Annotated in this window: 24 protein-coding genes; 10 read left to right on the top strand and 14 right to left on the bottom strand. The window is 67.2% G+C overall.

Features of this window, described 5'->3' with window-relative positions:
• Positions 1 to 3: 3 nt before the first annotated feature.
• A complete protein-coding gene (locus ACZ50Q_RS09140; protein WP_464081269.1) occupies positions 4 to 798 on the bottom strand; it encodes an SDR family NAD(P)-dependent oxidoreductase in 795 nt (264 codons plus the stop codon).
• A 120-nt stretch (positions 799 to 918) separates the two neighbouring features.
• On the opposite strand from ACZ50Q_RS09140, the gene ACZ50Q_RS09145 reads away from it, so the two are divergent.
• Entirely contained in the window at positions 919 to 1,821 is a 903-nt protein-coding gene (locus tag ACZ50Q_RS09145; protein ID WP_464081270.1) for a LysR family transcriptional regulator, read from the top strand.
• 167 nt (positions 1,822 to 1,988) lie between these two features.
• Positions 1,989 to 2,204, top strand: coding sequence for a dodecin (locus ACZ50Q_RS09150; RefSeq protein ID WP_076520016.1), 216 nt, complete (start codon positions 1,989 to 1,991; stop codon positions 2,202 to 2,204).
• A 719-nt stretch (positions 2,205 to 2,923) separates the two neighbouring features.
• Here the strand turns inward: ACZ50Q_RS09150 and ACZ50Q_RS09155 are convergent.
• Positions 2,924 to 3,523, bottom strand: coding sequence for a BPSL1445 family SYLF domain-containing lipoprotein (locus ACZ50Q_RS09155; RefSeq protein ID WP_092582005.1), 600 nt, complete (start codon positions 3,521 to 3,523; stop codon positions 2,924 to 2,926).
• 66 nt (positions 3,524 to 3,589) lie between these two features.
• Positions 3,590 to 5,263, bottom strand: a complete 1,674-nt coding sequence (locus ACZ50Q_RS09160) for a 2-isopropylmalate synthase (RefSeq protein WP_464081271.1) — start codon at positions 5,261 to 5,263, stop codon at positions 3,590 to 3,592.
• 279 nt (positions 5,264 to 5,542) lie between these two features.
• Here ACZ50Q_RS09160 and ACZ50Q_RS09165 point away from each other — a divergent pair, with 279 nt between their 5' ends.
• Positions 5,543 to 6,373 (top strand): AraC family transcriptional regulator, encoded by an 831-nt coding sequence (locus tag ACZ50Q_RS09165; RefSeq protein WP_464081272.1) that lies wholly within the window; start codon positions 5,543 to 5,545, stop codon positions 6,371 to 6,373.
• Between the two features lie 149 nt (positions 6,374 to 6,522).
• Here the strand turns inward: ACZ50Q_RS09165 and ACZ50Q_RS09170 are convergent, their stop codons facing one another.
• Complete coding sequence (locus ACZ50Q_RS09170; RefSeq protein WP_076520020.1) at positions 6,523 to 7,077, bottom strand: NADPH-dependent FMN reductase; 555 nt, start codon at positions 7,075 to 7,077, stop codon at positions 6,523 to 6,525.
• A 93-nt stretch (positions 7,078 to 7,170) separates the two neighbouring features.
• Entirely contained in the window at positions 7,171 to 7,545 is a 375-nt protein-coding gene (hpxZ, locus tag ACZ50Q_RS09175; protein WP_092582002.1) for an oxalurate catabolism protein HpxZ, read from the bottom strand.
• Between the two features lie 203 nt (positions 7,546 to 7,748).
• On the opposite strand from hpxZ, the gene ACZ50Q_RS09180 reads away from it, so the two are divergent.
• Positions 7,749 to 8,288: an antibiotic biosynthesis monooxygenase gene (locus tag ACZ50Q_RS09180; protein ID WP_092582001.1), complete on the top strand. Its 540-nt coding sequence runs from the start codon at positions 7,749 to 7,751 to the stop codon at positions 8,286 to 8,288.
• Between the two features lie 33 nt (positions 8,289 to 8,321).
• Here the strand turns inward: ACZ50Q_RS09180 and ACZ50Q_RS09185 are convergent, their stop codons facing one another.
• From ACZ50Q_RS09185 to ACZ50Q_RS09210, 6 genes are read right to left on the bottom strand one after another with little or no spacing between them, the layout of a single operon-like run.
• Positions 8,322 to 9,029, bottom strand: coding sequence for a GntR family transcriptional regulator (locus tag ACZ50Q_RS09185; RefSeq protein WP_464081273.1), 708 nt, complete (start codon positions 9,027 to 9,029; stop codon positions 8,322 to 8,324).
• Positions 9,030 to 9,070: 41 nt separating this feature from the next.
• Positions 9,071 to 10,459 (bottom strand): AtzE family amidohydrolase, encoded by a 1,389-nt coding sequence (locus ACZ50Q_RS09190; protein WP_464081274.1) that lies wholly within the window; start codon positions 10,457 to 10,459, stop codon positions 9,071 to 9,073.
• Positions 10,456 to 10,638: a DUF4089 domain-containing protein gene (locus tag ACZ50Q_RS09195; protein ID WP_076520025.1), complete on the bottom strand. Its 183-nt coding sequence runs from the start codon at positions 10,636 to 10,638 to the stop codon at positions 10,456 to 10,458. The genes ACZ50Q_RS09190 and ACZ50Q_RS09195 overlap by 4 nt, the downstream gene beginning before the upstream one ends.
• A gap of 28 nt (positions 10,639 to 10,666) precedes the next feature.
• Positions 10,667 to 11,488, bottom strand: coding sequence for an ABC transporter ATP-binding protein (locus ACZ50Q_RS09200; protein WP_076520026.1), 822 nt, complete (start codon positions 11,486 to 11,488; stop codon positions 10,667 to 10,669).
• The gene (locus ACZ50Q_RS09205; RefSeq protein WP_092581999.1) at positions 11,489 to 12,337 is read right to left on the bottom strand and encodes an ABC transporter permease; all 849 of its coding nucleotides are present in this window, start codon (positions 12,335 to 12,337) and stop codon (positions 11,489 to 11,491) included.
• Positions 12,338 to 12,339: 2 nt separating this feature from the next.
• Positions 12,340 to 13,347 carry an ABC transporter substrate-binding protein gene (locus ACZ50Q_RS09210; protein WP_092581998.1) on the bottom strand — a complete coding sequence of 336 codons (1,008 nt, stop codon included), beginning with the start codon at positions 13,345 to 13,347 and terminating at the stop codon, positions 12,340 to 12,342.
• Positions 13,348 to 13,611: 264 nt separating this feature from the next.
• On the opposite strand from ACZ50Q_RS09210, the gene ACZ50Q_RS09215 reads away from it, so the two are divergent.
• Positions 13,612 to 14,523 carry a LysR family transcriptional regulator gene (locus ACZ50Q_RS09215; RefSeq protein ID WP_464081275.1) on the top strand — a complete coding sequence of 304 codons (912 nt, stop codon included), beginning with the start codon at positions 13,612 to 13,614 and terminating at the stop codon, positions 14,521 to 14,523.
• Positions 14,524 to 14,647: 124 nt separating this feature from the next.
• Positions 14,648 to 15,316 (top strand): hypothetical protein, encoded by a 669-nt coding sequence (locus ACZ50Q_RS09220; RefSeq protein WP_464081276.1) that lies wholly within the window; start codon positions 14,648 to 14,650, stop codon positions 15,314 to 15,316.
• Positions 15,317 to 15,349: 33 nt separating this feature from the next.
• Here the strand turns inward: ACZ50Q_RS09220 and ACZ50Q_RS09225 are convergent, their stop codons facing one another.
• The 3 genes from ACZ50Q_RS09225 to ACZ50Q_RS09235 all read right to left on the bottom strand — a co-directional run bounded on the left by ACZ50Q_RS09225 (position 15,350) and on the right by ACZ50Q_RS09235 (position 18,223).
• Positions 15,350 to 16,309, bottom strand: a complete 960-nt coding sequence (locus ACZ50Q_RS09225; protein ID WP_076520031.1) for a Bug family tripartite tricarboxylate transporter substrate binding protein — start codon at positions 16,307 to 16,309, stop codon at positions 15,350 to 15,352.
• Between the two features lie 80 nt (positions 16,310 to 16,389).
• On the bottom strand, positions 16,390 to 17,190 hold the full coding sequence (locus ACZ50Q_RS09230) for a class II aldolase/adducin family protein (protein ID WP_076520032.1): 801 nt from the start codon (positions 17,188 to 17,190) through the stop codon (positions 16,390 to 16,392).
• 106 nt (positions 17,191 to 17,296) lie between these two features.
• The gene (locus tag ACZ50Q_RS09235; RefSeq protein WP_076520033.1) at positions 17,297 to 18,223 is read right to left on the bottom strand and encodes a LysR family transcriptional regulator; all 927 of its coding nucleotides are present in this window, start codon (positions 18,221 to 18,223) and stop codon (positions 17,297 to 17,299) included.
• Between the two features lie 203 nt (positions 18,224 to 18,426).
• Here ACZ50Q_RS09235 and ACZ50Q_RS09240 point away from each other — a divergent pair, with 203 nt between their 5' ends.
• Genes ACZ50Q_RS09240 through ACZ50Q_RS09255 form a run of 4 tightly spaced genes read left to right on the top strand, consistent with a single transcriptional unit; the run spans position 18,427 to position 23,423 of the window.
• Complete coding sequence (locus tag ACZ50Q_RS09240) at positions 18,427 to 19,725, top strand: imelysin family protein (protein ID WP_464081277.1); 1,299 nt, start codon at positions 18,427 to 18,429, stop codon at positions 19,723 to 19,725.
• Entirely contained in the window at positions 19,722 to 21,236 is a 1,515-nt protein-coding gene (locus ACZ50Q_RS09245) for a di-heme oxidoreductase family protein (protein WP_464081278.1), read from the top strand. The genes ACZ50Q_RS09240 and ACZ50Q_RS09245 overlap by 4 nt, the downstream gene beginning before the upstream one ends.
• Positions 21,236 to 22,324, top strand: coding sequence for an imelysin family protein (locus tag ACZ50Q_RS09250; protein ID WP_464081279.1), 1,089 nt, complete (start codon positions 21,236 to 21,238; stop codon positions 22,322 to 22,324). Before ACZ50Q_RS09245 ends, ACZ50Q_RS09250 begins: the two co-directional genes overlap by 1 nt.
• On the top strand, positions 22,314 to 23,423 hold the full coding sequence (locus ACZ50Q_RS09255; protein ID WP_464081280.1) for a DUF1513 domain-containing protein: 1,110 nt from the start codon (positions 22,314 to 22,316) through the stop codon (positions 23,421 to 23,423). Before ACZ50Q_RS09250 ends, ACZ50Q_RS09255 begins: the two co-directional genes overlap by 11 nt.
• The last annotated feature ends 114 nt before the right edge of the window (positions 23,424 to 23,537 follow it).

Consider the following 23,537-nt stretch of genomic DNA (forward strand, 5'->3'; position numbering starts at 1 on the left):
TTGTCAGAGGATGGAGCGGACCACGCCGCCGTCCACGCGCAGCGCGGCGCCGTTGGTGGCCGACGCCTGGGTCGAGCAGGTGTAGACCACCATGTTGGCCACTTCATCCACGGTGGCCAGCCGCCGCAGCAGCGAGGTGGGGCGGTGCTGGGCGATGAAGTCCTGCTCCATCTGCGCCTGCGACACCCCTTGTTCTTTGGCCATTTCCGCGAAGAAGTCGGCCACGCCTTCGGACCGCGTGGGGCCGGGCAGCACGGCGTTGACCGTGACCCCGGTACCGGCGGTCAGTTCGGCCAGTCCGCGCGAGACGGCCAGTTGCGCGGTCTTGCTCACGCCGTAATGGATCATCTCGGCGGGAATCTGCACCGCGGATTCGCTGGAAATGAACACGATCCTGCCCCAGTTGGCGGCCAGCATCCGCGGCAGGTAGTAGCGCGACAGGCGGATGCCGCTCATGACGTTGGTGTCCATCATGGACTGCCAGTCGTCGTCGGTGATTTCCGTAAAGGACTTTGGCGTGAACGTGCCGGCGTTGTTGACGAGGATGTCCACGTCCGGATGCGCGGCGCAGACCGAAGCCGCGCCGTCCGCGGTGGCCAGGTCCGCCTGCACCGTGGAGACCTGCACGCCAGCGAACTTCTGCGTGAGGGTCTGCGCTGCCTGCGCCAGCTTGCCGGCATTGCGCCCGTGCAGCACCACCTGGGCACCGGCTTCGGCCAGCCCGGTGGCGATGGCCAGGCCGATGCCGCCGGACGATCCGGTGACCAGCGCCTTCTTGCCCTTCAATTCGATTTTCATGTGGTGACTCCTTGCGTGTCGGATGGGCGGGGTATGCATGCATGATTACCCAGTCCCGGACGTTGAAAAACCGGCTAGCATCGCAGTCAGTTTCAATAAATTTTTGAAAATGAGGCGGGCATGGTGCGGTTCGAGGATTTGAGAATCTTTATCGCGGCGGCCGACCTGGGCAGCTTTTCGGCGGCTGCGCGTGAACTGGACCTGACGCCGGCCGTGGCCAGCGCCGCCCTCAAACGGCTGGAGCAGGCGCTCGACACGCGGTTGTTCGTCCGGTCCACACGCAGCCTGCGCCTGACCAGCGACGGCGAGCGCTATCTGGAACATGCGCGCTCGGCCCTGGCCTCGCTGGAGGCGGGCCGAAATGCGATGGCGCGCGACAAGACCGATATCGCCGGCACGCTGTCGGTGTCGGTCCCGTCGGATCTGGGCCGCCACGTGCTGCTGCCCTGGCTGGACGAATTCCAGCGCCAGCACCCGCGCGTCGGATTCCAGTTGCGCATCAGCGACCGGTTGGCCGACCTGTACCGTCAGCCCGTCGACATCGCCGTGCGCTACGGCTCGCCCAACGATTCGGCCCTGGTGGCGCTGCCCCTGGCCGAGCACAACCGCCGCGTGGTCTGCGCCGCGCCCGCGTACCTGGCGCGGCACGGCGTGCCGCAGGTGCCCGCCGACCTGCGCCGCCACAACTGCCTGTCCTTCGTGCTGGGCGAGACGCTGCATGACCGTTGGACGTTCGAGCGCGAGGGGTCGAGCATCGTGGTGCCGGTCAAGGGCGACCGCGTCGCCGACGACGGCGACCTGGTGCGCCGCTGGGCCTTGGCGGGGCACGGCGTGGCGTACAAGTCGCGCTACGACGTGCTGGCGGACCTGCGCGCCGGCCGGCTGGTGGAGCTGCTCTCCGGGTACGTCAGCGAGCCCTCGCCGCTGTATCTGCTGTGCGTACACCGCATGCTGCTGTCGCCGGCCGTCAAGCGGCTGCGCGAGTTCCTGCATGATCGCTTCAGGACTTTCGACGCGGGATAGCGCGCGGCCTTGGCCCGTCGCCGGTCGAGACCGCGCGACGGAACTGGTAACACCCCGCCTTCGCTGCGCGGGTATCCTGTGTGTTCGAATGGATTGCCGGTCATCAGCGCCGGAACACGGCCAGCGCACCGACGATTCGCGACTCACCCCCAGAGCGGAGACAAGCTATGTCGAATCATGTCTACAAGCAGATCGAGTTGGTGGGTTCTTCCACCAAGTCCACCGACGATGCCATCGCCCAGGCCATCGCGCGCGCGTCCGAGACCTTGCGCAATCTCGATTGGTTCGAGGTCACCGAAGTGCGCGGCCACATCAAGGACGGAAAAGTGGCGCATTGGCAGGTGGGGTTGAAGATCGGCATGCGCCTTGAAGGCAATAGCTGACCAGGCAATGCGTGATCGGGCGGTGGGGGATCGGGGGCCGCGTGAGCGCGCGGCCCTGGTCAATCCTTGACCGCGCCTCGCAAGTGACTGTCGGATAAGGACTTTCAGGACTTGTTGTCCGACTGTTCATAGGCTTGTCCACATTCCGTGGGGACAAGCCCGCCCGCTTTTCCCCAACGCCGCGCGGTGCGCTGGCGCGACGCCGCCCGGCCGGGGCGCTGCGCCTTTCTTGCCCGCACCCTGCAAGTCCTTGCTGGGTAAGGGTTTTTGCAGGCTTCCCGCAGGCTGTCCTCAGGCTTATCCACATTTGCGGGGGACAACACAGGCCCGCGCGAACAGCGTTTGGGCCTTTCTTGACCACCGCTTGCAGGGCCTTGATATGCAACAGGATTTTCAAGCTGCCCTCATACTGTCCTCATCCTTTTCCACAGAAGACGGGGACAAATCCACATGGCGGCGGCTGGCGCGGTCGATCCCCCTCCGGCAGCCCTGCAAAACGTGGATAACTGCGCCGCAAACCGCCCATACGGAGGATTGAGCAATGATTGCTCGTGCCTCGCAAGTGCTTGGCGCGAATGGGGATTTTGGACCTGCCCCAAGGCTGTCCTCACCTTTCTCCACAGTTGGCGGGGATAAGTGGCGCCCGATGTCCGGCGCCGTCCCGACCGGGCAGCAAAACGCCGCGGCACACCGCGGCGTTCTGCATGCCCGAGGCGCGGTCAGGGCTCGTACTTCGAGATCTTGGTGCCTTCGAGCGACACGCCCGCCATCAACCCGCCATTGTTCATGACGAAGCCGACGATCGGCTGCTTGGCCGTGTTGGTATCGATGCGTCCGTTGACGCCGACATTGACGATAGCCACGGTGGCATCGGCGCCTACGGTCCAGCCGCTACTGTTGCGAAACTTGTTCAAGGCGTCATCGGTCATGAACAGCAGGACCATGGCCTTCGATTGCGCGCCTGCCTGAAAGCCGACTGAACCGGACGTGGTTTGGTAATAACCGGCGGCCGAGTTGCCCACGCGCAGCACGCCCTTGCCGTGTTCGGCGCCGACGATGAAGCTCCCGCTGAGCACATCGGGGAAAACCAGCACGCCCCTCGCGCGAGCGACAAGCTCCCTGGATGACGGGGCGGCTTCGTAGAGCTTGGCCAGGGTGGCGCTGGCCGCGCTGTCCAGGGCCTGCCGTGTATCGGTTTTGGCCGCGGCAGACGGCTTGGACGGAGGGGTGGTGGTACAGCCCGCCAGCAGCAGGCCGGCGGCACTGATCGCGATGGCGGCCATACCGGTACGGCGCAGTGCAGGAAAAGTGTCGAACATGGAACTCTCCTTTTTGGGTGTGTCTTCCCTCAGGTACTGTACGGCACAATCCGGGCGCGGGACACATCAATGTGATGACACAGCCAGAGACAGGCGGGCCGCCGCACTCAGCACGGCCAGGACCGACGCGCAAGCGATGTTTGCATGTCGGCCTACGCCAAAGCGCGAGCCGGGCACGCCGGGCATGGCGGCCTCCACAATGGCCAGTGCCACGGCATCGGAGCCTGCGCCCAAGCTGCGTTCCTCATAGCTGTCGATGCGCAGCGGCAGGCCGATTGCCGCCACGGTCGCGGCGATCGGGCCGTTGCCTGTCCCATCGAAGGTCGTTACGTTGCCGTTGGCATCGGCCAGTTCCAGCGCGATGCCTTGACCGTCCGCGTGCTCGAACAGGCGGTGGCCGCGGTACATGAAGCCGGGCTGGTCGCGTACCGGGGCAAGGTACGTGCGCTCAAACACGGCCCAGATCTGCTCGCTGGCCAGCTCCGTTTCGCTGGCGTCGGCCAGCGCCTGGACGATGGCGCTGAACTCCACCTGCATGCGGCGCGGCATGACGATGCCGTGGTCGCGGTTGAGCAAGAAGGCGATGCCTCCCTTGCCCGACTGACTATTGACGCGCACGATGCTGTCGTAGGTGCGGCCCAGGTCTTTCGGGTCGATGGGCAGGTACGGCACGCGCCAGGGCGCATCGGCCTGCTGCGCGGAAAAGCCCTTGGCGATGGCATCCTGGTGCGAGCCGGAAAAAGCCGTGAAGACCAGATCGCCCACATACGGGTGACGCGGGTGGATCGGCAACGCGGTGCATTCCTCGGCCACGCGGGCAACCGCCACGATGTCCGAGAAGTCCAGCCCCGGCGCGATGCCCTGCGTATACAGGTTCAACGCCAGCGTCACCACATCGACGTTGCCGCTGCGCTCACCATTGCCGAACAGGCAGCCTTCGACACGTTGCGCACCGGCCAGCATGGCCTGTTCGGCGCATGCCACGCCCGTGCCTCGGTCATTGTGCGGATGCACGGACAGGACGATGTGCTCGCGCCGCGCCAGCCGCCGATCCATCCATTCGATCTGGTCGGCGAAGACGTTGGGCGTGGACACCTCCACCGTGGTCGGCAGGTTGATGATCATCGGCCGCTGCGGCCCGGCATCCCAGGCTTGAATGGCGGCATTGCACACGGTCAACGACACATCCAGCTCGGCCATGCAGAACGTCTCGGGCGAGTATTGCAGCACCCATTCGGTTTCCGGGTGCGCTGCCGTCAGCCGTCTGAACCGCGCAATGTGATGCTCCACCATGTCGATGATCTGCGGCACGCTCATGCCGAACACGATGTCGCGCCAGGCGGGCGCGATGGCGTTATAGAAATGCACGATCACACGCCGCGCACCCGCCACGGCGCGCACGGTTTCGGTTATCAGGTCATCGCGCAATTGCGTCATGACCATGGGGGTGACGTCGTCGGGGATCTGTCCCGCGTCGATGAGGTGGCGCACGATCTGGAAGTCGGTGCGCGACGCCGCGGGAAAACCGACCTCGATTTCCTTGAAACCAATGCGCACCAGCTCGTGGAACAGGCGCAGCTTGCGCTCGCGGTTCATCGGCTCGAACAGCGCCTGATTGCCGTCGCGCAAGTCGGTGGACAGCCAGACCGGGGCCTGCGTCAAGGTGCGTGACGGCCATTGGCGGTCGGCAAGATCGACCGGGGCAATGGGGCGGTATTTCTGGGAAGGATCGGTCAGCATGAAGCTCACTCCAGGGGAATCGTTGGCACCCGAGTCCCCTGGCTTGGAACAAGCTGACGACGGTCGGGGTCAGGGGGAATCAGGATGGGTCATGGCACGAACGGACGCGCGCAGACCCCGACCGGGAGTCAGCGGTAGTAGCCGTTGCGAAAGACCGAGGGTGGACATGAGCGACATGGATCCAGCAGATTGCGTTGCCTGGGATATTAGGCTTGCGGGAATAGTCCATCTACATAAAAATGGACAAATTCTTTACCTATTTGGACAAAACGCGCGGACATGGGCTTTTCCTCTCCCGAAGATGGCGGCCATGCGCTCGATCTGAGTGCGGGAGCATCCCGGGGCCTGCCGGTGTTCGGTGTGGCTCTGCGCTACCCGGCGGGCCACGTCGTGCCCCGGCATCAGCATCCGTATGGCCATCTGATTTATGCGGATCGCGGCTTGTTGCGCGTGGAAGCCGAAAGCGGGCAGTGGCTGGTGCCGCCCACGGCCGCCGTCTGGCTTCGATCGGGCGTGCCGCACCAGTTGACGGCGCCCGTGGCGCTGCAAGCACACGGCCTGTTCGTGCGCGAGGATGTGTGCGCCCGCCTGCCAGCGACTGATTGCGTCGTGCATGTGTCCGGTCTGCTGCGCGAGCTGATCATGGCGCTGGCCCGGGCCGACGACAAGGCTGACGACAAGGCCAACAACAAGGCCGCATCCTCCAGGCGCATGCGTTTGCTCGGCGCGCTCTTGATCGACGAATTGCGGGCTCCGCCGGTTCTTCCGCTCCATCTGCCGTGGCCGCCAAGCGGCGCGGACAGCCTGGTGCGGCACGTGTGCCAGGCGCTGTTGGACAATCCGGGCGATGCGGCTACCGCCGCCGAGTGGGCCGGCAGGCTGGCAATGGGCGGCAAGACTTTCCACCGGCGCTTTCTGCAATCGACCGGCATGACCTTCGGGAAGTGGCGTCAGCAACTGCGGCTCATGTCGTCGCTGACGCCATTGATGCAGGGAATCCCGATCACGCAGGTGGCGCTGGCCAGTGGCTACGATAGTCATAGCGCCTACACCACGGCGTTCAGCAAGCAATTCGGACAGCCCCCTTCCGCGTTTGCCGCGAATACGTAGCACAGGCAAAGGCGCGACCGTCATCCCGGCCCAGGCGTCATCGTGCAACAAAAAAGCCCCTCGACGAATCGAGGGGCTTGATCGCCCGGAGGTAGGTCGGGCGATGCGCGCCGGCTTGGCTTTGGGGCCGGGCCGGCGTCGGCGGCAGATCAGGCGTGCATTTTCTTGATCCAGTCGACGTAACGGTCCACCCAGCCCTGCAGGAACTTGCGGGTGCCTTCGTTGGTGATGTTGAACTGGTCGTCGACCAGGCCTTCGGCGTACTGCAGGAAGACCTCCGGCGTGGTCAGCGCATTGGCGCCTTCGGCGGCCAGGATATTGCGCAGGTGCTGCTGCATCATCGCGGTGCCCGCGGCGCTGGGCGACGCGCCCAGGATGCCCACGGCCTTGCCGGTCCACGAGTTCTGGCCCCACGGACGCGAACCCCAGTCGATGGCGTTCTTGATGGCGGCGGGCACGGAGCGGTTGTGCTCCGGCGAGACGAACAGGATGCCTTGCGCGTCGGCGATCTGCTGCTTGAGCTTGGCCGCCGGGGCGGGCAGATTGTTTTCGTTGTCCTGGTTGTAGAGCGGCACGTCGCCCAGACTCACATACTCGAACTTGAAGTCGGCCGGAACCAGCTTTTCCAGCGCACGTGCCAAACGCAGGTTGATCGAGGCGGCGCGCAGGCTTCCGACGAAAACTGCAATCTTGTATGTGCTCATGGACGGGTGCTCCAAAGGGGAAAAAAGGAACAGTCAGTGTAGACCTGCATAACCCGGCGCTCAATCCCGGTTACGGGGCCAAGGCCTCAAGCCTCAGGCCATCAGGCTGACGTGGGCGGCCACCACGCGCCAGCCTTGCGGGGTGCGCATCCAGGTCTGGCTCTGGCGTCCGATGCGCTCGCTGCCGTCCCGCTGGAACTCCAGGTTGGCCGTGGCGAAGTCGCGGCCATAGGTCGTGATGGCGGTGCGCAGCACGCGCCGGGCCAGGCCTTGCGGCGAACGTTGCGCCCGGAAGGCGCGGATCGCGTCGTAGCCGTACAGGTTTTCGCCGGCGCCGTAGCGCAGGGTATGGGGGCTGTTCCAGAACAGGGTGTCCAGCTCCTGGACGTCATTCGACACCAGCGCGGTTTCGTAGCGTTCAAGGGCCGCCGTCACTTCGGCCACGACGTCGGGCAGATTGATGTCCATCGCTTTTCATCTCCGTAATGCACCAGGTTGGTGCGTCATGTAGGGGTAATCACCAATATGGGGTGTGTTGCGGTGCGCAATTTCCTTCGCGTCGCCGGCGCGGCATGACTCTCCATAGGGACATGTTGCGCTGCAAAGCTGGCACACGGCTTGCTAGGGTTAACCATGCATAACACGCTGCACGCTGCCCCAGGAGTTCCGCCATGTCCAGTTCCGCCATTTCCGTTCCGGTCACCATGCTGGTGACGCGGCACATCGCGCCCGAGCGCTACAGCGATTTCCTGTCCTGGATGCGCCAGGGCGAAATCCTGGCGGCGGGCTTCCCCGGTTTTCTGGGGTCGGGCGTGCTGCAGCCGCCCGAGGGCGGCGACGAATACCAGATCGTGCTGCGTTTTACCGACGAAGCCAGCCTGAACCGTTGGGAAAATTCGCTGCCGCGCCGCATGTGGCTGGAACGCGGAGCCACCCTGGTGCGCGCGAGCCGCGAACACCGCGTGAGCGGCACGGAAGGCTGGTTCGCGCCCAAGGCCAGCACGCCGCCGCGCTGGAAGCAGGCGGTCAGCATCTGGCTGGCCTATTTTCCGGTGCTGCTGGTGTTTTCGATGCTGGTCAGCGAGCACTTGAGCATCCTGCCGGTTTTCTGGCGCGTGCTGATCACCAGCGTGATTCTGACGCCCATCATGGTGTTTGTCTGCATCCCCGTCATCTCTCGCCTGCTGCAGCGCTGGCTGCGCGCCGGTTAGGGCCGGGCGGCCCCGCGCGGCACGCGGCCGCCGCTATGCGGCCTTGGCGCGGCGCGTGGCGTACAGCCGGTGCAGCGTGATCTTGCGCACGGCATCCTGGCTATCCTGGATATGCGCCCGCAGCAGCCGGGCTGCGCCGTCCGCGTCGCGCGCCAGCAGCGCGGACAGGATGGCGCCATGCTCTTCATACGTCGTGGGGATGCGGTCCGGCTGCGTGAAGTCCAGGCGGCGCACGATGCGGATGCGCTCGGTGGCGGCGCGGTGCACGCGGGCGATTTCGGGGTTGCCCGCGGCCGCCACCAGATCGACATGAAAGCGTTCGTCCAGGTCCGCCAGCCATTCGCAATCGTTGGACCGCTCGCTTTCGTCCACCAGCCACGTCTGCGCGAGCGAGCGCAGGGCGTGCTGCGGACCGGGCGAGGAATCGGGGGCGCACAGCGCGTGCACCGCCGCCAATTCCAGCACGCTGCGCAGTTCATAGAAGTGGTCCAGCGTCTCGAAATCCAGCGGCTTGACCAGCCATCCGTTGCGTTGCCGCACCTCCAGGTAGCCCTCGCGCTCCAGGCGGAACAGGGCTTCGCGCACGGGCGTGCGGCTGACCTGCAGCCGGTCCGCGATCTCGGTTTCGGTGAAGCGGTCGCCCGGGGCCAGCCGGAAGTCCAGAATGTCGCGCTTGAGCGAACTGTACGCGGAGTCGGCCAGCGTGCGCGGCATGTCGATGGCGGCAAAAGCGGATTCCATGTCTGGACCTCCAGGCGTTGCGATGGGAACTGTTGAGGGGATCAGACCGGCCGGACACGCGCCGCGCCGGCCTGTTCCAGCGCGTAGGCGGCGCGCAGGCAGGCGGACTCGCGCCAGGGCGCGGCAATCAGTTGCACCCCCAGCGGCAGGTGGCCGTCCTCGTCCAGTTCGGGCCACGTCGGCGCGGTGCAGACAGGCAACCCAATGGCCGAAATGGGCTGCGTCAGCAGGCCCATGCTGGCGCGGGCCGGCAACTGCTTGCCCGCCAGGGTCAGCCAGTCCGCGCCGATCGGCGTGGCGCTGACGGGGGTGGCGGGGGCGATGAGCACGTCGTACTGGTCGAAGAGGGCCAGCGCCTCGAGGTAGGCGCGGTGGCGCACGCGCTGCGCCTGCTGCACCCAGGCCGCGGGCACCAGGCTGCCCGCCACCAGGCGGTCGCGCGAGTGCGGCTCGTAGTAGTCGTAGTGCGTGACGAGCCGGCGGCGATGCAAGGCCCCGCCTTCGGCCGCGGTGATGATGAAGGCGGCCGCGCGGGCCTGCGCCGCGGCGGGCATCTCGACCACGTCGACGGCGCCCAGGGCGCGCGCGGCAATCTCCACGGCGCGGCGCGCCTGCGGGCTCGCCCATTCAGAAAAATAGCCGCCCAGCACCGCGATGCGCAGGTTGCCCACGCCCTCGGCGAGGCCCGCCAAGGCAGGCTCGGGCGGATGCTGCGCGCACGCGACGTCTGCCGGGTCGGGTCCCTGCAGCGTGTCGTAGGCCGCGGCCAGGTCGCTCGCGCTGGCCGCGAACGGACCCAGATGATCCAGGCTGCCCACGAACGGATAGGAGCCCGTGCGCGGCAGGCGGCCAAAGGTGGGCTTCAGTCCGAAGACGCCGCACAGCGAGGCGGGCACGCGGATCGAGCCGTTCGTGTCCGAACCCAGCGTCAGCGGCACGAGCCCGCCCGCCACGGCGGCGGCGCTGCCGCCCGACGACCCGCCCGCGATGCGCGACGTGTCGTGCGGGTTGCGGCAGGCGCCGTAATGCGTGTTCTCGGTGGTGAAGCCGTAGGCATGCTCATCCATGTTGAGCGCGCCGATCAGCACCGCGCCGGCGTCGCGCATCCGCTCCACCAGCCGCGCGTCGCCGCGCGCCGGCGGGTTGGACGCATTGACGCGTCCGCCCGACAGCGTGACCTCGTCGGCGATGTCGAACAGGTTTTTCACCGCATAGGGAACGCCCGCCAGCGGCGGCAGCGTTTCGCCCCGTGCCCGGCGCGCATCGATGGCCGAGGCCTCCTGCCGCGCGCGGCTTTCCGTGATGGCGGTGAAGCAGTTGTAGCGGGGGTCGCGCTCGCGCACGCGGGCCAGCGTGGCGTCCAGCACCGCGGTGGCGCTGCGTTCGCCGCTGCGGACCTGGCGGGCGATGTCGTGGGCGGGGCCGCTCACGGACGGAACACCGAAGCGGATTCGAGTTCCACCGGCAGCGGCTCGTCCGCGAAGGACGCCGCGATGTCGTGGATGCGCGAGAACTGCTGCACGACCTGCTCGGTGGCGGAATCGCGCAAGGCATACCCCGACAGCGCCAGCGCGCTGCGCACGTATTGGTCGATGGTTTCCTGTGTCATGGCGGATGCTCCCGTGGGCGGCGTTGGATTACTTGCGCACTTCGCGCTGGAAGATTTCCAGGCTCAGTTTCTTCATCTGGATGAAGCTGGGTTCGGACAGCGTGTCGACCGTGCGCGGCCGCGCGTCGGTGTAGTCGAGGATCTCGGCGACGCGCGTGGGGCGCTTGGTCAGCAGCAGCACCTGGTCGGCCAGGTACACGGCTTCTTCCAGGTCATGCGAGACCAGCAGCATGGTGGTGCCGGTCTGCATGAAGACCTCCTGCAGCTTTTCGCGGATGAACAGCGTCATCTCGAAATCCAGGGCGGAAAAGGGCTCGTCCAGGAAAAGCACTTCGGGTCCCGGGGCCAGCGCGCGCATGATGGATGCGGTCTGCTGCTGTCCGCCCGACAGTTCATAGGGATAGCGCTTGAGGTCGAACTTCACGTCGAACGAGGCGACCAGTTCCTCGACCCGGGCGTCCACCTCGGCCTTGCTGCGGCCTTCCAGGCGCAAGGGATAGGCGATGTTGTCGATGGTGCGCAACCACGGGAACATGGCTTCGCGGTAGTTCTGGAACACGTAGCCGATCTTGGTCTGCGCCAGCGACTTGCCGTCGAACAGGATCTCGCCGGAATCGATGGGGATCAGGCCCGCGATCATGTTGATCAGCGTGGACTTGCCGCAGCCGTTGGGCCCGAAGACCGAGACGATCTTGCCCTTGGGGATGTCCAGGTTGAAGTCTTCATACAGCGGCCAGCCCGCGAAATACTTGGTCAGGCCGCGGATCGTGATGTGCGTGCCCAGCGGGCCGGGTTGGAACGGCGCGGCGGCCGGCGTGGGGGCGATGACGGGATTGATGACGGTGGACATTTATCGGCCGCTCCAATGAACCACGCGCTTTTCCAGCACGAGAAAGAGAATGTTGAGCACATAGCCCAGCGCGCCTGCGGCCAGGATGGAGGCGTACATCTCGCGCACGTTCAGCACCTGCTGCGAATTGATGATGCGATTGCCCAGGCCGCTGTCCGAGCCGATGAACATCTCGGCCACGATCACGATGACCAGCGCCATCGACACGCCGCTGCGCAGGCCGACGAAGGTGGGTTGCAGGCTTTCCCAGATCAGCACGTCCTTGAAGATCTGCCAGCGCGATGCGCCCATGACGCGCGCCGCCATCACGCGCTGCTTGCGGGCGTTGATGACGCCGTAGGCGCTGTTGAACAGGATCACCAGCACGGCCGCGAAGGCGGCGATGGCGATCTTGTTCATGTCGGTCACGCCGAAGATCATCAGGAACAGCGGGATCAGCGCGGAAGAGGGCGTGGACCGGAAGAAGTCCACCAGGAACTCCACGCTGCGGTAGGCCTTTTCGTTGCTGCCCAGCAGCACGCCCAGCGGCACGCCGATGATGCCGGCGATCAGGAAGGCCTGCACGGTGCGGTTCAGCGAGGACAGGAAGTCGCCCAGCAGCGCGCCGCCGGCCATGCCCTTGACCAGCGCCACGATGGTGGCGCTGGGGGTGGGCAGCAGCACGGGGCTGACCAGTTGCAGGCGGACCACCAGGTCCCACACCACGAAGAGCGCGAGCGGGCCGACGAGCGGCAGCAGGCGCGAGGCGTCGAACTTGCGCGGCGGCTTGGACATCCCCGCCTGCGGCGGGGCGGCCGTGGAGGCCGGGGAGGAGGCGGGCGCGGCGCCCGTTGCCGTGGATACGGTCATGGTCAGCCCTTGTAAAGCATGGTCGAGACGTCGACCTTTTGCGCGAAGACGCCCTTGTCGGTGAAGAGGTCGAAGAACTTCTGGAAGTACTGCACGTCGCTGGGCGTGAACTCGTTATGCAGCGTGTAGGCGGCCAGCGGCACTTCCTCGGTCATCGGCCCTTCGATGGCGGTGTAGCCCTTCAGGAAGGGGCGGGCCTCGGCGGGCTTGGTGCGGATCAGTTCGATGCCGCGCGCATAGGCGGCGATGAATTTCTTGCTTTCCTCGGGGTGCTTCTTCAGGAATGCGGTGGTGAGGGACGCCGAGCCGCCGAACCACGGCGCCATGGGGTCGCCCAGCACGTACTTGGCGATGACGCCGGTCTCCAGCACGCGGGTCGTGCCGTTCAGGCGGCCGACGGTGCCCGTGGGTTCCAGCGTGTAGCACGCATCCAACTGGCCGGCGGCAACCGCGGCCACGTGCTGGCTGATCGCCAACTCGACCACGGTTGCTCCGGTTGCGCCGGCGCGCTCCAGTACTGCCTTGGCCAGCGTGGAATTCTGGATGCCGGGACCAGAACCGACCTTTTTCCCCTTGAGGTCTGCGATGGATTTGATGGGACTGTCTTTCGCGACGATGAACTCATCCAGCACGTTCTTAACGTTGCTGGGGTTGGACGCAAAAATCTTGAACAGGCCGGGCGAGGCGATTTCGCCGATGGCCAGGTTGGCCGAGCCCGTGCCGTTGGCGCTGCCGTCGGCGCGGCCGGCCAGCATGGCTTCCATGACCTGCTGCGCACCGGCGAACTTGAGCGGCTCGACGTTCAGGCCGGCTTCCTTGAAATAGCCTTTTTCGACGGCTGCGTAAAAGGGCAGGCCGGCCGCGACGGGCCAGAAGCCGATCCGGATGACCGGGCCCGATTGCGCACGCACCAGCGCCGGGGCGGCGAGCGTCGCGGCCCCCATGGCGGCGCCCTGGATCAGGCGGCGGCGGGTGGCGTTGAAGGCGAAGGGCGCGTTGCGATGAATCATGTGAGGCTCCTGGTCGGCTTGAGTGGGGTGCGCTTGTAGACAAGCTTGCATACCAGTCATCAAGCAATCTCCGTGCCAGCTTTTGTGCAGTGCGGGGTTCCCCGGGGGACGCGCTCGGAGGGCCTCAGGCTGGTGCTCCTTGTGAACCATCTTGGTGCATGGCGCACCAGATAAGGGGACAGGGCGGGGGGCCGCGCCGCCCATCCCGCCGCCGCGCCGGTCCCCCCGGTCCCTTCCCGTCCCGTATGGCGTTAGCATCTGCCCATGAACACGCGCTTTGTCGAAGCCTTTCTATGGTCCGCCCGCCTGGGCAGTTTCCGGGCGGCCAGCGACCGCCTGCACATCACGCAGGCGGCCGTGGCGAACCGCATCGCATCGCTGGAAGAGGATATCGGCGCGCGCCTGTTCGAGCGCGATGCCAAGGAACTGAAGCTCACCGCCGTCGGCACGCGCCTCCTGGACTACGGCGAGCGCCTGCTCGAGATCCGCCAGCAGATCCTGTCGCTGGGCAAGCGCGGCGACGAGGTCGCGGGGCTGGTGCGGATCGGCGCCATCGAAACCGTCGTGCATACCTGGTTGATCGGTTTTCTGACCAATCTGCGGTCCACGTATCCGGGCATCGAAGTCCAGCTCACGTCAGAGACCACCCGCGCCCTGCACCGCGGGTTGCGCGAAGGCACGCTGGACATCGCGTTCCAGACCGACGTGCTGAACGACACGGGCATCATCAGCATGCCGTGCCTGCCGATGGACATGGGTTGGGTCGGCCCGGCGGGCGGCGAGGACGCCATGACCACGCACGAGCTGCTCAGCGAGCCGGTGCTCACCATGAGTCCGGGTTCGCAGCCGCACGAGGCGCTCAAGGCCCTGTACCGCGAAGTCGGCATGCCGCAGGGCAAGGTGCACTTCGTCAGCTCGATCTCGGCGCTGGCGCGGCTGGTGCGCAGCGGCTTCGGCCACGCGCTGGTGCCGCTGCCGCCCATCTACGAGTATGTCGCGCGCGGCGAGATCCAGGTGGTCCGCAGCGACCTGCCCGTGCCGCCGCAGCTATTGGTTGTGAGCTATCTGGAAAGCGGCGGTTCGGACGCAATCCGGCTGGTGGCCGAACTGGCCTGCCGCGCATCGGATCGGTTCACCGCGGCGGTCGTGGTGCCGAACGTGGGCTCCGCGCACTAGCAACGGTGTTATCCCGGGGGCGGCTTTCAGTAATTCTGTTGGCTGGCCCAAGAATTATTGATTTGTCGCCGGCAGGACGGCGGCCGAAGATGGGGCCTTCCGCCATCCCGACCATTCTTGCGCCATGACATTCGATCCCGTGTTCCCGTCCGCCACCAATGGAATGCTTTTCGTCGCGACCGACGTGGACCCCGCCGATGAGCCCGACTTCAACCGCTGGTACGACCGCGAGCACATCGAGGAACGCGTGCGCATCCCCGGCTTCCTGTCGGGCGCGCGCTACATGTCGGTGCAGGGCGGGCGCAAGTATCTGGGCCTGTACCGCACGCAGTCGCTGGCGGCGTTCGGTACGGTTGCCTACCGCGCCGCATTCGAACGCCAGACGGCATGGTCCGTGACCAACCTGGACCGCATGCGGGATCCGATGCGCCGCGTGTGCGCGGTGGAAGCCGTGACCGGCATGGGCACCGGAAGCCAGCTCGTGGTGCTGCCCCTGCCGGCCAGTTGCGCCGGCGCGCCGCTGGCCAGGGCGCGCAACGCGGGGGCCGAACTGCAGGCGGTGGACGGCTTCGTGCGGTCCTTCCTGCTGGTGCCGGATGCGGCGCTCAGCACCCCGCTGCCGCGCGAATCCACCGAGGGCCGCGCGCTGACGCCGATGTTCGTGGTCGAGGCCAGCACGCGGGCGGCTGCGCAGGCCCTGCGGGCAGGGGCTGCGGCCGCTTTCGATGCCGATCCCGCATCGGCCTGGCTCTACGAGCTGGGGTGGGCGCTGGAGGCCTCGGCGCTTAGCTAGGCCGCGCCAGGCCGCGCCAGGCGCGGTCCAGGGTCACTGCGCCTGCGGGTCGAACTTCTTCACCAGCACCGCCCATTTGTCGTGCTCGCCCTTGATGAAGGAGGCGAACTGGGCCGGCGTGCCGCCGACCGGCTCGGCGCCCTCGCGCAGCATCTGCGCGTTCAGCGCGGGCAGGGTGGCGTTGACCTCGCGGTTGACGAGGTCCACCACCTGTTGCGGCGTGCCTTTGGGCGCGAAGAAGCCGAACCACGAACCGGCGTCGAAACCCGGATAGCCGGACTCGGCGATGGTCGGCAGTTCGGGCAGGGTGGCGGACCGCTGCGCGGTGCTGACCGCCAGCGCGCGCAGCTTGCCGGCCCGGATGTGCCCGATCACCGACGGGATGGTCGCAAACATGAAATCGATGCGGCCGGCCAGCAGGTCGTTGACCGCGTCCGCGCCTTTGTAGGGCACGTGCGTGGCGTTCACCTTCAGCTCGTCCATCAGCATGTAGCTGGACAGGTGCGAGGACGTGCCCACGCCCGTGGAGCTGTAGTTCAGGTTGCGCGCCGTCTTGACGTATTTCAGAAAGCCCTGGATGTCCTTGGCGGGCGAGGACGGCGGAACCACCAGCACGTTCGGCACCGTGGCGATCTGCACCATGGGAACCAGATCGGTCAGTGGGTCATAGGGCAGCTTGTTCAGGGAAGGATTGACGGCGATGGGACCGACGGAGTTCACGATCAGCGTGTGGCCGTCGGGCGCGGCGCGCACCACGTATTCGGTGCCGATATTGCCGCCGGCGCCGGGCTTGTTCTCCACCACGAAGGGCTGGCCCAGCTTCTGCGTCAGCGTGTTCGTGACGCTGCGCGTGAGCGTGTCCGTAGTGCCGCCGGGCGAGAAGGCCACGATGACCTTGACCGGCCGGTCGGGATAGTCGGCGGCGCGGGCGGGCGGGGCGATACAGGCGCCCGCCAGCGCCGCGCAAGCGAGCAAGGCTTGGGCAGTATTCATGATGTCTCCTCGCGTGGTTGTTGTCGTGTGATGGGGCGCCGTGCCGCCACGCCGGCTGGCGCGTTCGAAATCGGGGGGATTCAGTCGCGGAAGCCGGGATCGATCCGGTCCAGCTTGCGCAGCAGCGCGGGCCACTCCATGACGCCATACGGGCGGCGGGTCCCGGGCTGGTAGTTGTTCCAGGTGGCCTCCAGGACCGGCTGGGGCACGTCCTGCAGGCGGGCGCCCGTCGCCATGGCCGCCAGTTGCGAGCGGCAGGCCAGCTCCAGGCGATGCATCCAGTTGAAGGCTTCGCCCACGGTGCGGCCTACGGTCAGCGCGCCGTGGTTGCGCAGGATCAGGGCCTCGCCCTGGCCCAGGTCGGCGAGCAGGGAGGCCTGTTCCTCCACGCCCAGCACCACGCCCTGGTAGTCGTGATAGCCGATCTTCAGGAAACGCATCGCCGTCTGCGTCAGCGGCAGCAGGCCGCATTCCAGCGAGGACACCGCCATCGAGGCCCAGCTGTGCGTGTGGATGACGCAATCCACCTCGTGCCGGTGGGCATGCACGGCGCTGTGGATCACGTAGCCGGCCTTGTTGATGCCGTAGTCCAGTTCGCCGAAATCGGGCTTGGACAGGATGGTGCCGTCCACGTCGACCTTGATCAGGCTGGACGCCGTGATCTCCTCGTACATCATGCCGTACGGATTGATGAGAAAGGCGTTGTCCTCGCCCGGCACGCGGGCCGAGATATGGTTGGCCATCATGTCGGCCATGCCGTAGAGCTCGACCAGGCGATAACAGGCCGCAAGGTCCACCCGGGCCTGCCATTCCGCGTCGGAACAATGCGGCCGCATGGAGGAAATGCCCAGGCGACCTGGACGTGGCGTGGAAGTTGTCATCGGATTTCGTGAAGGTAGATCGCCGCCGCACCATGCCGCGACTTGATGAGGATCAATCTATCTTCAGAAAATCCGACCGCCTAGGCATCCCGGGCGGATGGGGGCATCACGAATCGAGAAGGGTGGCGCCGGGCCAGCCGCCGTGCCGGACTAATCCGCGCATGGCATCGCGGAGCACCACGCGCGCCGCCAGGGCGGCGGGCGACAGTTCGTCGTCGCTGATGCAATAGATCTGGTTGCGGCGAAAGAGATAGGGGTCGTCGATGGGGTGCATGCTGAGCACGCCGGTCTCGACCCGCGCGACGGCCGCGCCCGGCTGGATCGTGGCGATGCGATGGGCCTGCACCAGGTCCATCAACGTGGTCAGGCCGTCCACCTCGACGCCGATCCAGGGTTCGATGCCGGCCCGCTCGAAGGCCGCCTCGACCCAGGCGCGCAGCCCGTGCGCCTTGCTGGTAACGGCCAGCGGCAGGCCTGCCAGATCGGCCATGCCGACGGGTTCGCCATCCGATTGTTCGATCATGCCGCGCGGGGCCAGCAGGAACAGCCGTTCGTCCAGCACGGGCACCACGCTGCGGCCCTGCGCACTGTCGTTCTGGAATAGCACCGCCAGGTCCAGCCGCCGGGCGTTCAGCAGGTCGCCCAGGTTGCCGGACAGGCCCTCGACCAGATGCAGGCGCACGTTCGGATAGCGTTCGGTCATGGCCGCGTAGAAGGGACGGGCCAGGAGCGAGGCGGTGGTGGGCGCGAAGCCGACGCTCACCGTTCCGGCCAGCCGCGCCTCGCGCGCGGCCGCCACGGCGCTTTCCGCGTGCCGCAGCGTCAACTGGGCCTGGCGCAAAAACGCCGCGCCGGCGGGCGTGGTGGTCACGCCGGTGGGGCTGCGCGTCAGCAGCCGCGTGGCCAGTTCGCTTTCCAGCCGGCTGATCTGCTGGCTCAGCGCCGATGCGACCACGCCCAGATCGCGCGCGGCGCGGCCGATGCTGCCCAGTTCCGCGACGCGGACGAAGTAACGGAGTTGGCGCAGTTCCATGAGGCGGGCTTCCAGGCAATGAGGGGAGGGCGGCAGGGCGTTCGTGACTTGCCGCAGCATACTTTTTCCGTTCAAAAGAACGTCAGCTATCTGAATCCTGCCTGAACATCAAACGAAAATTGTTTACACTCGCATCCACAAACAAAGCCAAGCCGGAACGGCCCGCCACGGGGGCGGGCTGTCCGCATTACGGGAGAAAGTCGATGCGCAAGTTGCTTTTGGGTGCGGTGCTGGCCACCGCGGTATTTGGCGGAACGGCGCACGCCGCCGTCGAACCCAAGGCCGTCGTCGCCACCTATTCTGATCTGGCGCTGGCCGGGTACGAGGATTCGCTGAAGGCTGCCAAGACGCTGCGCGAGGCCATCGATGCGCTGATCGCAAAGCCCAGCGCCGCCACGTTGAAGGCCGCGCGCGAGGCATGGATCGTGGCGCGCGTACCCTACCAGCAGACCGAGGCCTGGCGGTTCGGCAACCCCATCGTCGATGACTGGGAAGGCCGCGTGAACGCATGGCCGCTGGACGAAGGCCTGATCGACTACGTCGATGCCTCGTACGGCACCGAGAACGACCAGAACGCGTTCTACGCGGTCAACGTCATCGCCAATTCCAAGATCTCGGTGGGCGGCAAGACGGTGGACGTCAGCAAGATCACGCCCGAACTGCTGTCCGAGATGCTGCACGAGGCCGATGGCAACGAAGCCAACGTGGCGACCGGCTATCACGCCATCGAATTCCTGCTGTGGGGCCAGGACCTGAACGGCACCGGCGCCGCGCCCGCGGACCGCAAGGGCACGCCGCAGGAGCGGCATTCGGGCAACCGTCCGCACACGGACTTCGACCCCAAGCAGTGCACCGGCGGCCATTGCGAACGCCGCATCGAATTCCTGAAGGCCGTGACCGATCTGCTGGTGACCGACCTGGAAGAAATGGTGGGCAACTGGAAGAAGGACGGCGCGGCGCGCAAGTCCGTGGAAGAAGACCCCAAGGCCGGCCTGATTGCCATGCTGACCGGGCTGGGCAGCCTGTCGTACGGCGAACTGGCGGGCGAGCGCATGAAGCTGGGCCTGATGCTGCACGACCCCGAGGAAGAGCACGATTGCTTCTCGGACAACACGCACAACTCGCACTACTACGACCAGATCGGCATCCGCAACGTCTACCTGGGCTCGTACACGCGCATCGACGGCAAGACGGTATCGGGCGCAAGCCTGTCGGACCTGGTCAAGGTCCGGGATCCGAAGCTGGACGCCGAGGTGCGCGCCAAGCTGGACGCCACGGTCGCCGCCATGCAGGCCATGAAGACGCGCGCCGAAACGGTCGAGACCTATGACCAGATGATCGCGGATGGCAACAAGGAGGGCAATGCCGTGGTGCAGGCGGCCATCGACAGCCTGGTCGCGCAGACCCGCAGCCTGGAGCGCGTGATCACGCTGCTGGACCTGGGCAAGGTCGCCATCGAAGGTTCCGACAGCCTGGACAAACCTGACGCCGTATTCAAGTGAAACTCGTATTAGCCGCCGTACTGGCGGCGTCGGCCCACGCCGCCGCCGCCGAGCCCGCCGCCCCTGGCGGGCGTGACGACCTGACGCCCGAAGACCGCCAGCGCGTCACCGCCATCACCGCTCCCACCCGGGATTTCTCGAAGACCGAGTCGTTCGAGATCATGCAGGCCGGGGCCGCCACCACCACCAAGCTCATCAACGCCGACATCTTTTCGCAGCCGTCGGCCAACATGAGCTTTGAACGGCGCCAGGAGTTCCAGGTCGGCAACGGCCTGTTCCGCAAGGACTGGGTCTCCGCGCCCGCGTCCACGCAGGCGTCGGACGGACTGGGACCGCTCTTCAACGCACGCTCCTGTCAGGCCTGTCACACCAAGGACGGTCGCGGCACGGTGCCCGGGTTCGATCCGCTGGAACGCACCGACGCCGTGGCGCTGCTGCTGCGGCTGGCCGTCCCCGAGGGGCCCGACCGCGGCCATCCCAAGCTGGGCGCCGATGAGATCGCGGCGCTGCCCGAGCCCGTCTATGGCTTGCAGCTCCAGAACTTCGCGGTGGCCGGGCTGCCGGCGGAAGGGCGCATGGAGATCGAGTACGAGCCCGTGCCCGTGGCCCTGCGCGGCGGCGAGACCGCGACGCTGATGAAACCCACCTACCGGATCGAAAACCCGGGCTACGGGCCCATGCGCGCGGACACCCAGATTTCGCCGCGGCTCGCGCCGCCGATGATCGGCCTGGGCCTGCTGGAATCGATCCACGAGTCCGACATCCTGGCCAACGTGGGGGCCGACAAGCGCGACGGCATCGTCGGCAAGGCCAACTGGGTCACCGACGCGCGCACCGGCAAGCGCGTGCTGGGGCGATTCAATCTGAAGGCCGGGCAACCGACGGTCGAGCAGCAGAGCGCCGCGGCGTTCTCCAACGACATGGGCCTGTCCACGCCGCTGTTCCCCAGGCATTCGGGCGAATGCACGGCCGCGCAGACGCAGTGCCTGGACATGCCGCATGGCGCGCAGCCGCGCTTCGGACCAGAGGAAGTGCCGGCCAAGCTGATGGACTTCGTCACCACCTATTCGACCAACCTGGCCGTGCCGCAACGGCGCGACGCGGACGACGCGCGCGTGCTGGCGGGCAAAAAGCTCTTCTACGAAGCCAATTGCGTGGCCTGCCACGTGCCCAAATACGTGACCAGCCGCAACGCCAGGCAGCCGGAACACCGCTTCCAGCTCATCTGGCCCTACACCGACATGCTGGTGCACGACATGGGCGAAGACCTGGCGGACGGCGTGAGCGACGGCCTGGCCACGGGCCGCGAATGGCGCACGCCGCCGCTCTGGGGCATCGGCCTGACCAAGACCGTCAATCCCAACGCGACCTGGCTGCATGACGGGCGCGCCCGCACGCTGCTGGAGGCCGTGCTGTGGCATGGCGGCGCGGCCAAGCCCGCGCGCGACCGCGTCGTGGACATGACGCCCGACGAGCGGGCGGACCTGATCCGTTTTCTGGAGTCCCTGTGATGGCGCATTCCATCCGCCTTCTGTTCACGCGCGCCGCGGCCACGGCGCTGATGCTGGCGGCGCCGCTCGCCGCGCAGGCGGCCTTGCCCGCCGACCTGGGCGAACGCCTGGCGCGCGACTACGCCCGGCCCGCCGTGGCGAAGATGGCGGAAGCCGCCGCCGCGCTGGAAAGCGCGCTGGGCGGCTGGTGCGCCGCGCCCGATGCGGCCGGGGCCACGCGTGTCGGCAATGCCTTTTCGGCGCTGGCGCACGCGTGGTCGGGCGTCGAGATCCTGCGCTTCGGCCCGCTGGTGCAGGCCAACCGCTTCGAGCGGCTGGCGTTCTGGCCGGACACGCGCGGCGTCATGCCGCGGCAGGTCCAGGCGCTGATCGCGGCCAAGGACGACGCGCTGCTCAAGCCCGGCGCGCTGGCCGGCCGCAGCGTGGCGGTGCAGGGGCTGCCCGCCTTGGAATATGTGCTGTACGGCGAGCCGGACCTGCTCAAGCAGACCGGCGCGCCCGGCTTTGCCTACGCCTGCGGCTACGCCCGCGCGGTGTCCGCCAACGTGGCGGCGATCTCGCGCGACGTGGGCCAGGCCTGGAGCGCGCAGGGCGAATTCGGGCGGCAGTTCGCGCGGCCGCTGCCGGGCAACGACCTGTATCGGGACCCGCAGGAAGTGGCGGCCGAAGCCATGAAGGCCTTGTCCACCGGCCTGCAGTTCGCGCGCGACGTCAAGATCGAGCCGGTGCTGGGCGACTCACCGCAGGCTGCGCGGCCCAAGCGCGCGGCGTTCTGGCGCAGCGGACTGTCGACGAGCCTGCTGGCGGCCAATCTGGATGCGCTCAAGGCGTTCTATGTCGCCGGCGGCTACCCGTTGCCCGCGGATGAAGCCTGGATGGATGCGTCGGTGCGCGGCGAATTGTCCAGTGCCGCGCAGGCGCTGCGCGCCGTGCCTGTTCCGCTGGAACAGGCGCTGGCCGGCGAGGAAGGTCGCCGCTTGCTGGTCCTGGCGTCCCTGACCATCAAGAACGCCAAGGCCATCGTCGACGAGAACCTGGCGCCCGCCCTGGGCGTCACCATCGGCTTCAACGCGCTCGATGGCGATTGACCGGCGCCGCTTCCTGGCCCTGGCTGCGGCGGCGGGCCTGTCCGCGGCCGCGGCCCGCGCCGCGTTTGCGGCCGGGGGCGGACCGCTGTACCTGGCCGCGCGCAAGCGCGGCGGGCGCGACGAAGCGGTGCTGCTGGACGAGGCCGGCCATGATCGCCTCGCCATCCCCATGCCCGCGCGCGGCCATAGTTTCGCGATCGACGCGGCCGCGCAGCGCGCGGTCGTCTTCGGCCGCCAGCCGGGTTTCTTCGCGCTGGGCTTTTCGCTGGCAGGCGGCGAGCCTGTGGCCTTGCCGCTGCCCGAGGACAGGCATTTCTTCGGCCACGGCGCCTATGTGCAGGGCGGCCGCCTGCTGGCCGCCACGGAGAACGACTTCGAGGCGGGACGCGGCGTGCTGGGCCTGTACGACGCGACGCCCGGCGGCGGCTACCGCCGCGTGGGGGAATTCGATTGCGGCGGCATCGGACCGCACGAAGTCGTGTTGATGCCCGACGGCAGGACGCTGTGCGTGGCCAATGGCGGCATCCTGACGCATCCCGACTACGGCAAGCTGGAACTCAATCTGGACACCATGCGGCCGTCTCTCGCCTATATCGACGCAAAGACCGGGGACCTGCTGGAAAAGGTCGAACTTGCGCCCGCGCTGCATCGGCTGTCGATCCGGCACCTGGCCGTGGCGGCGGACGGCGCGGTGTGGTTCGGCTGTCAGTACATGGGACCGGCCGGCGACCGTCCCGCGCTGGTCGGGCGGCACCGCCGCGGCGCCGCGCTGGAACTCTTCGACGCGCCCAGCGAGACGCTGCGCAACATGCGCAACTATGTCGGATCGGTGGCGGTCGACGCCGCGGGCGGGATAGTCGCCACCTCCAGCCCCGTGGGCGGTCAGGTGATCTACTGGGACGCGGCCAGCGGCAAATGCCTGGGCGTCACGGCGCTCGCCGACGGCTGCGGCGTCGCGCCCGCTCCGCAAGGCGGCTTTCTGGTCAGCAGCGGTCTGGGCGCGATGCTGCGCACCGATGCGCAAGGCGCCGAACAGCCGGTGCTGCCGCCCTCGCGCGACGTGTCGTGGGACAACCACTTTCGCATCGTGCCGGCGTAATACTCGTAATGCGCGCAATGCGCGTAATGCGCGTAATGCGCCGCGCGCCGCCGACCGTTTTGCCAGCCGGCACCGCAGGGCCTATGCTGCGTGAGTGCCGGGCGCCATCTCCTT

Source organism: Achromobacter sp. T5-5 (genome assembly GCF_055397965.1).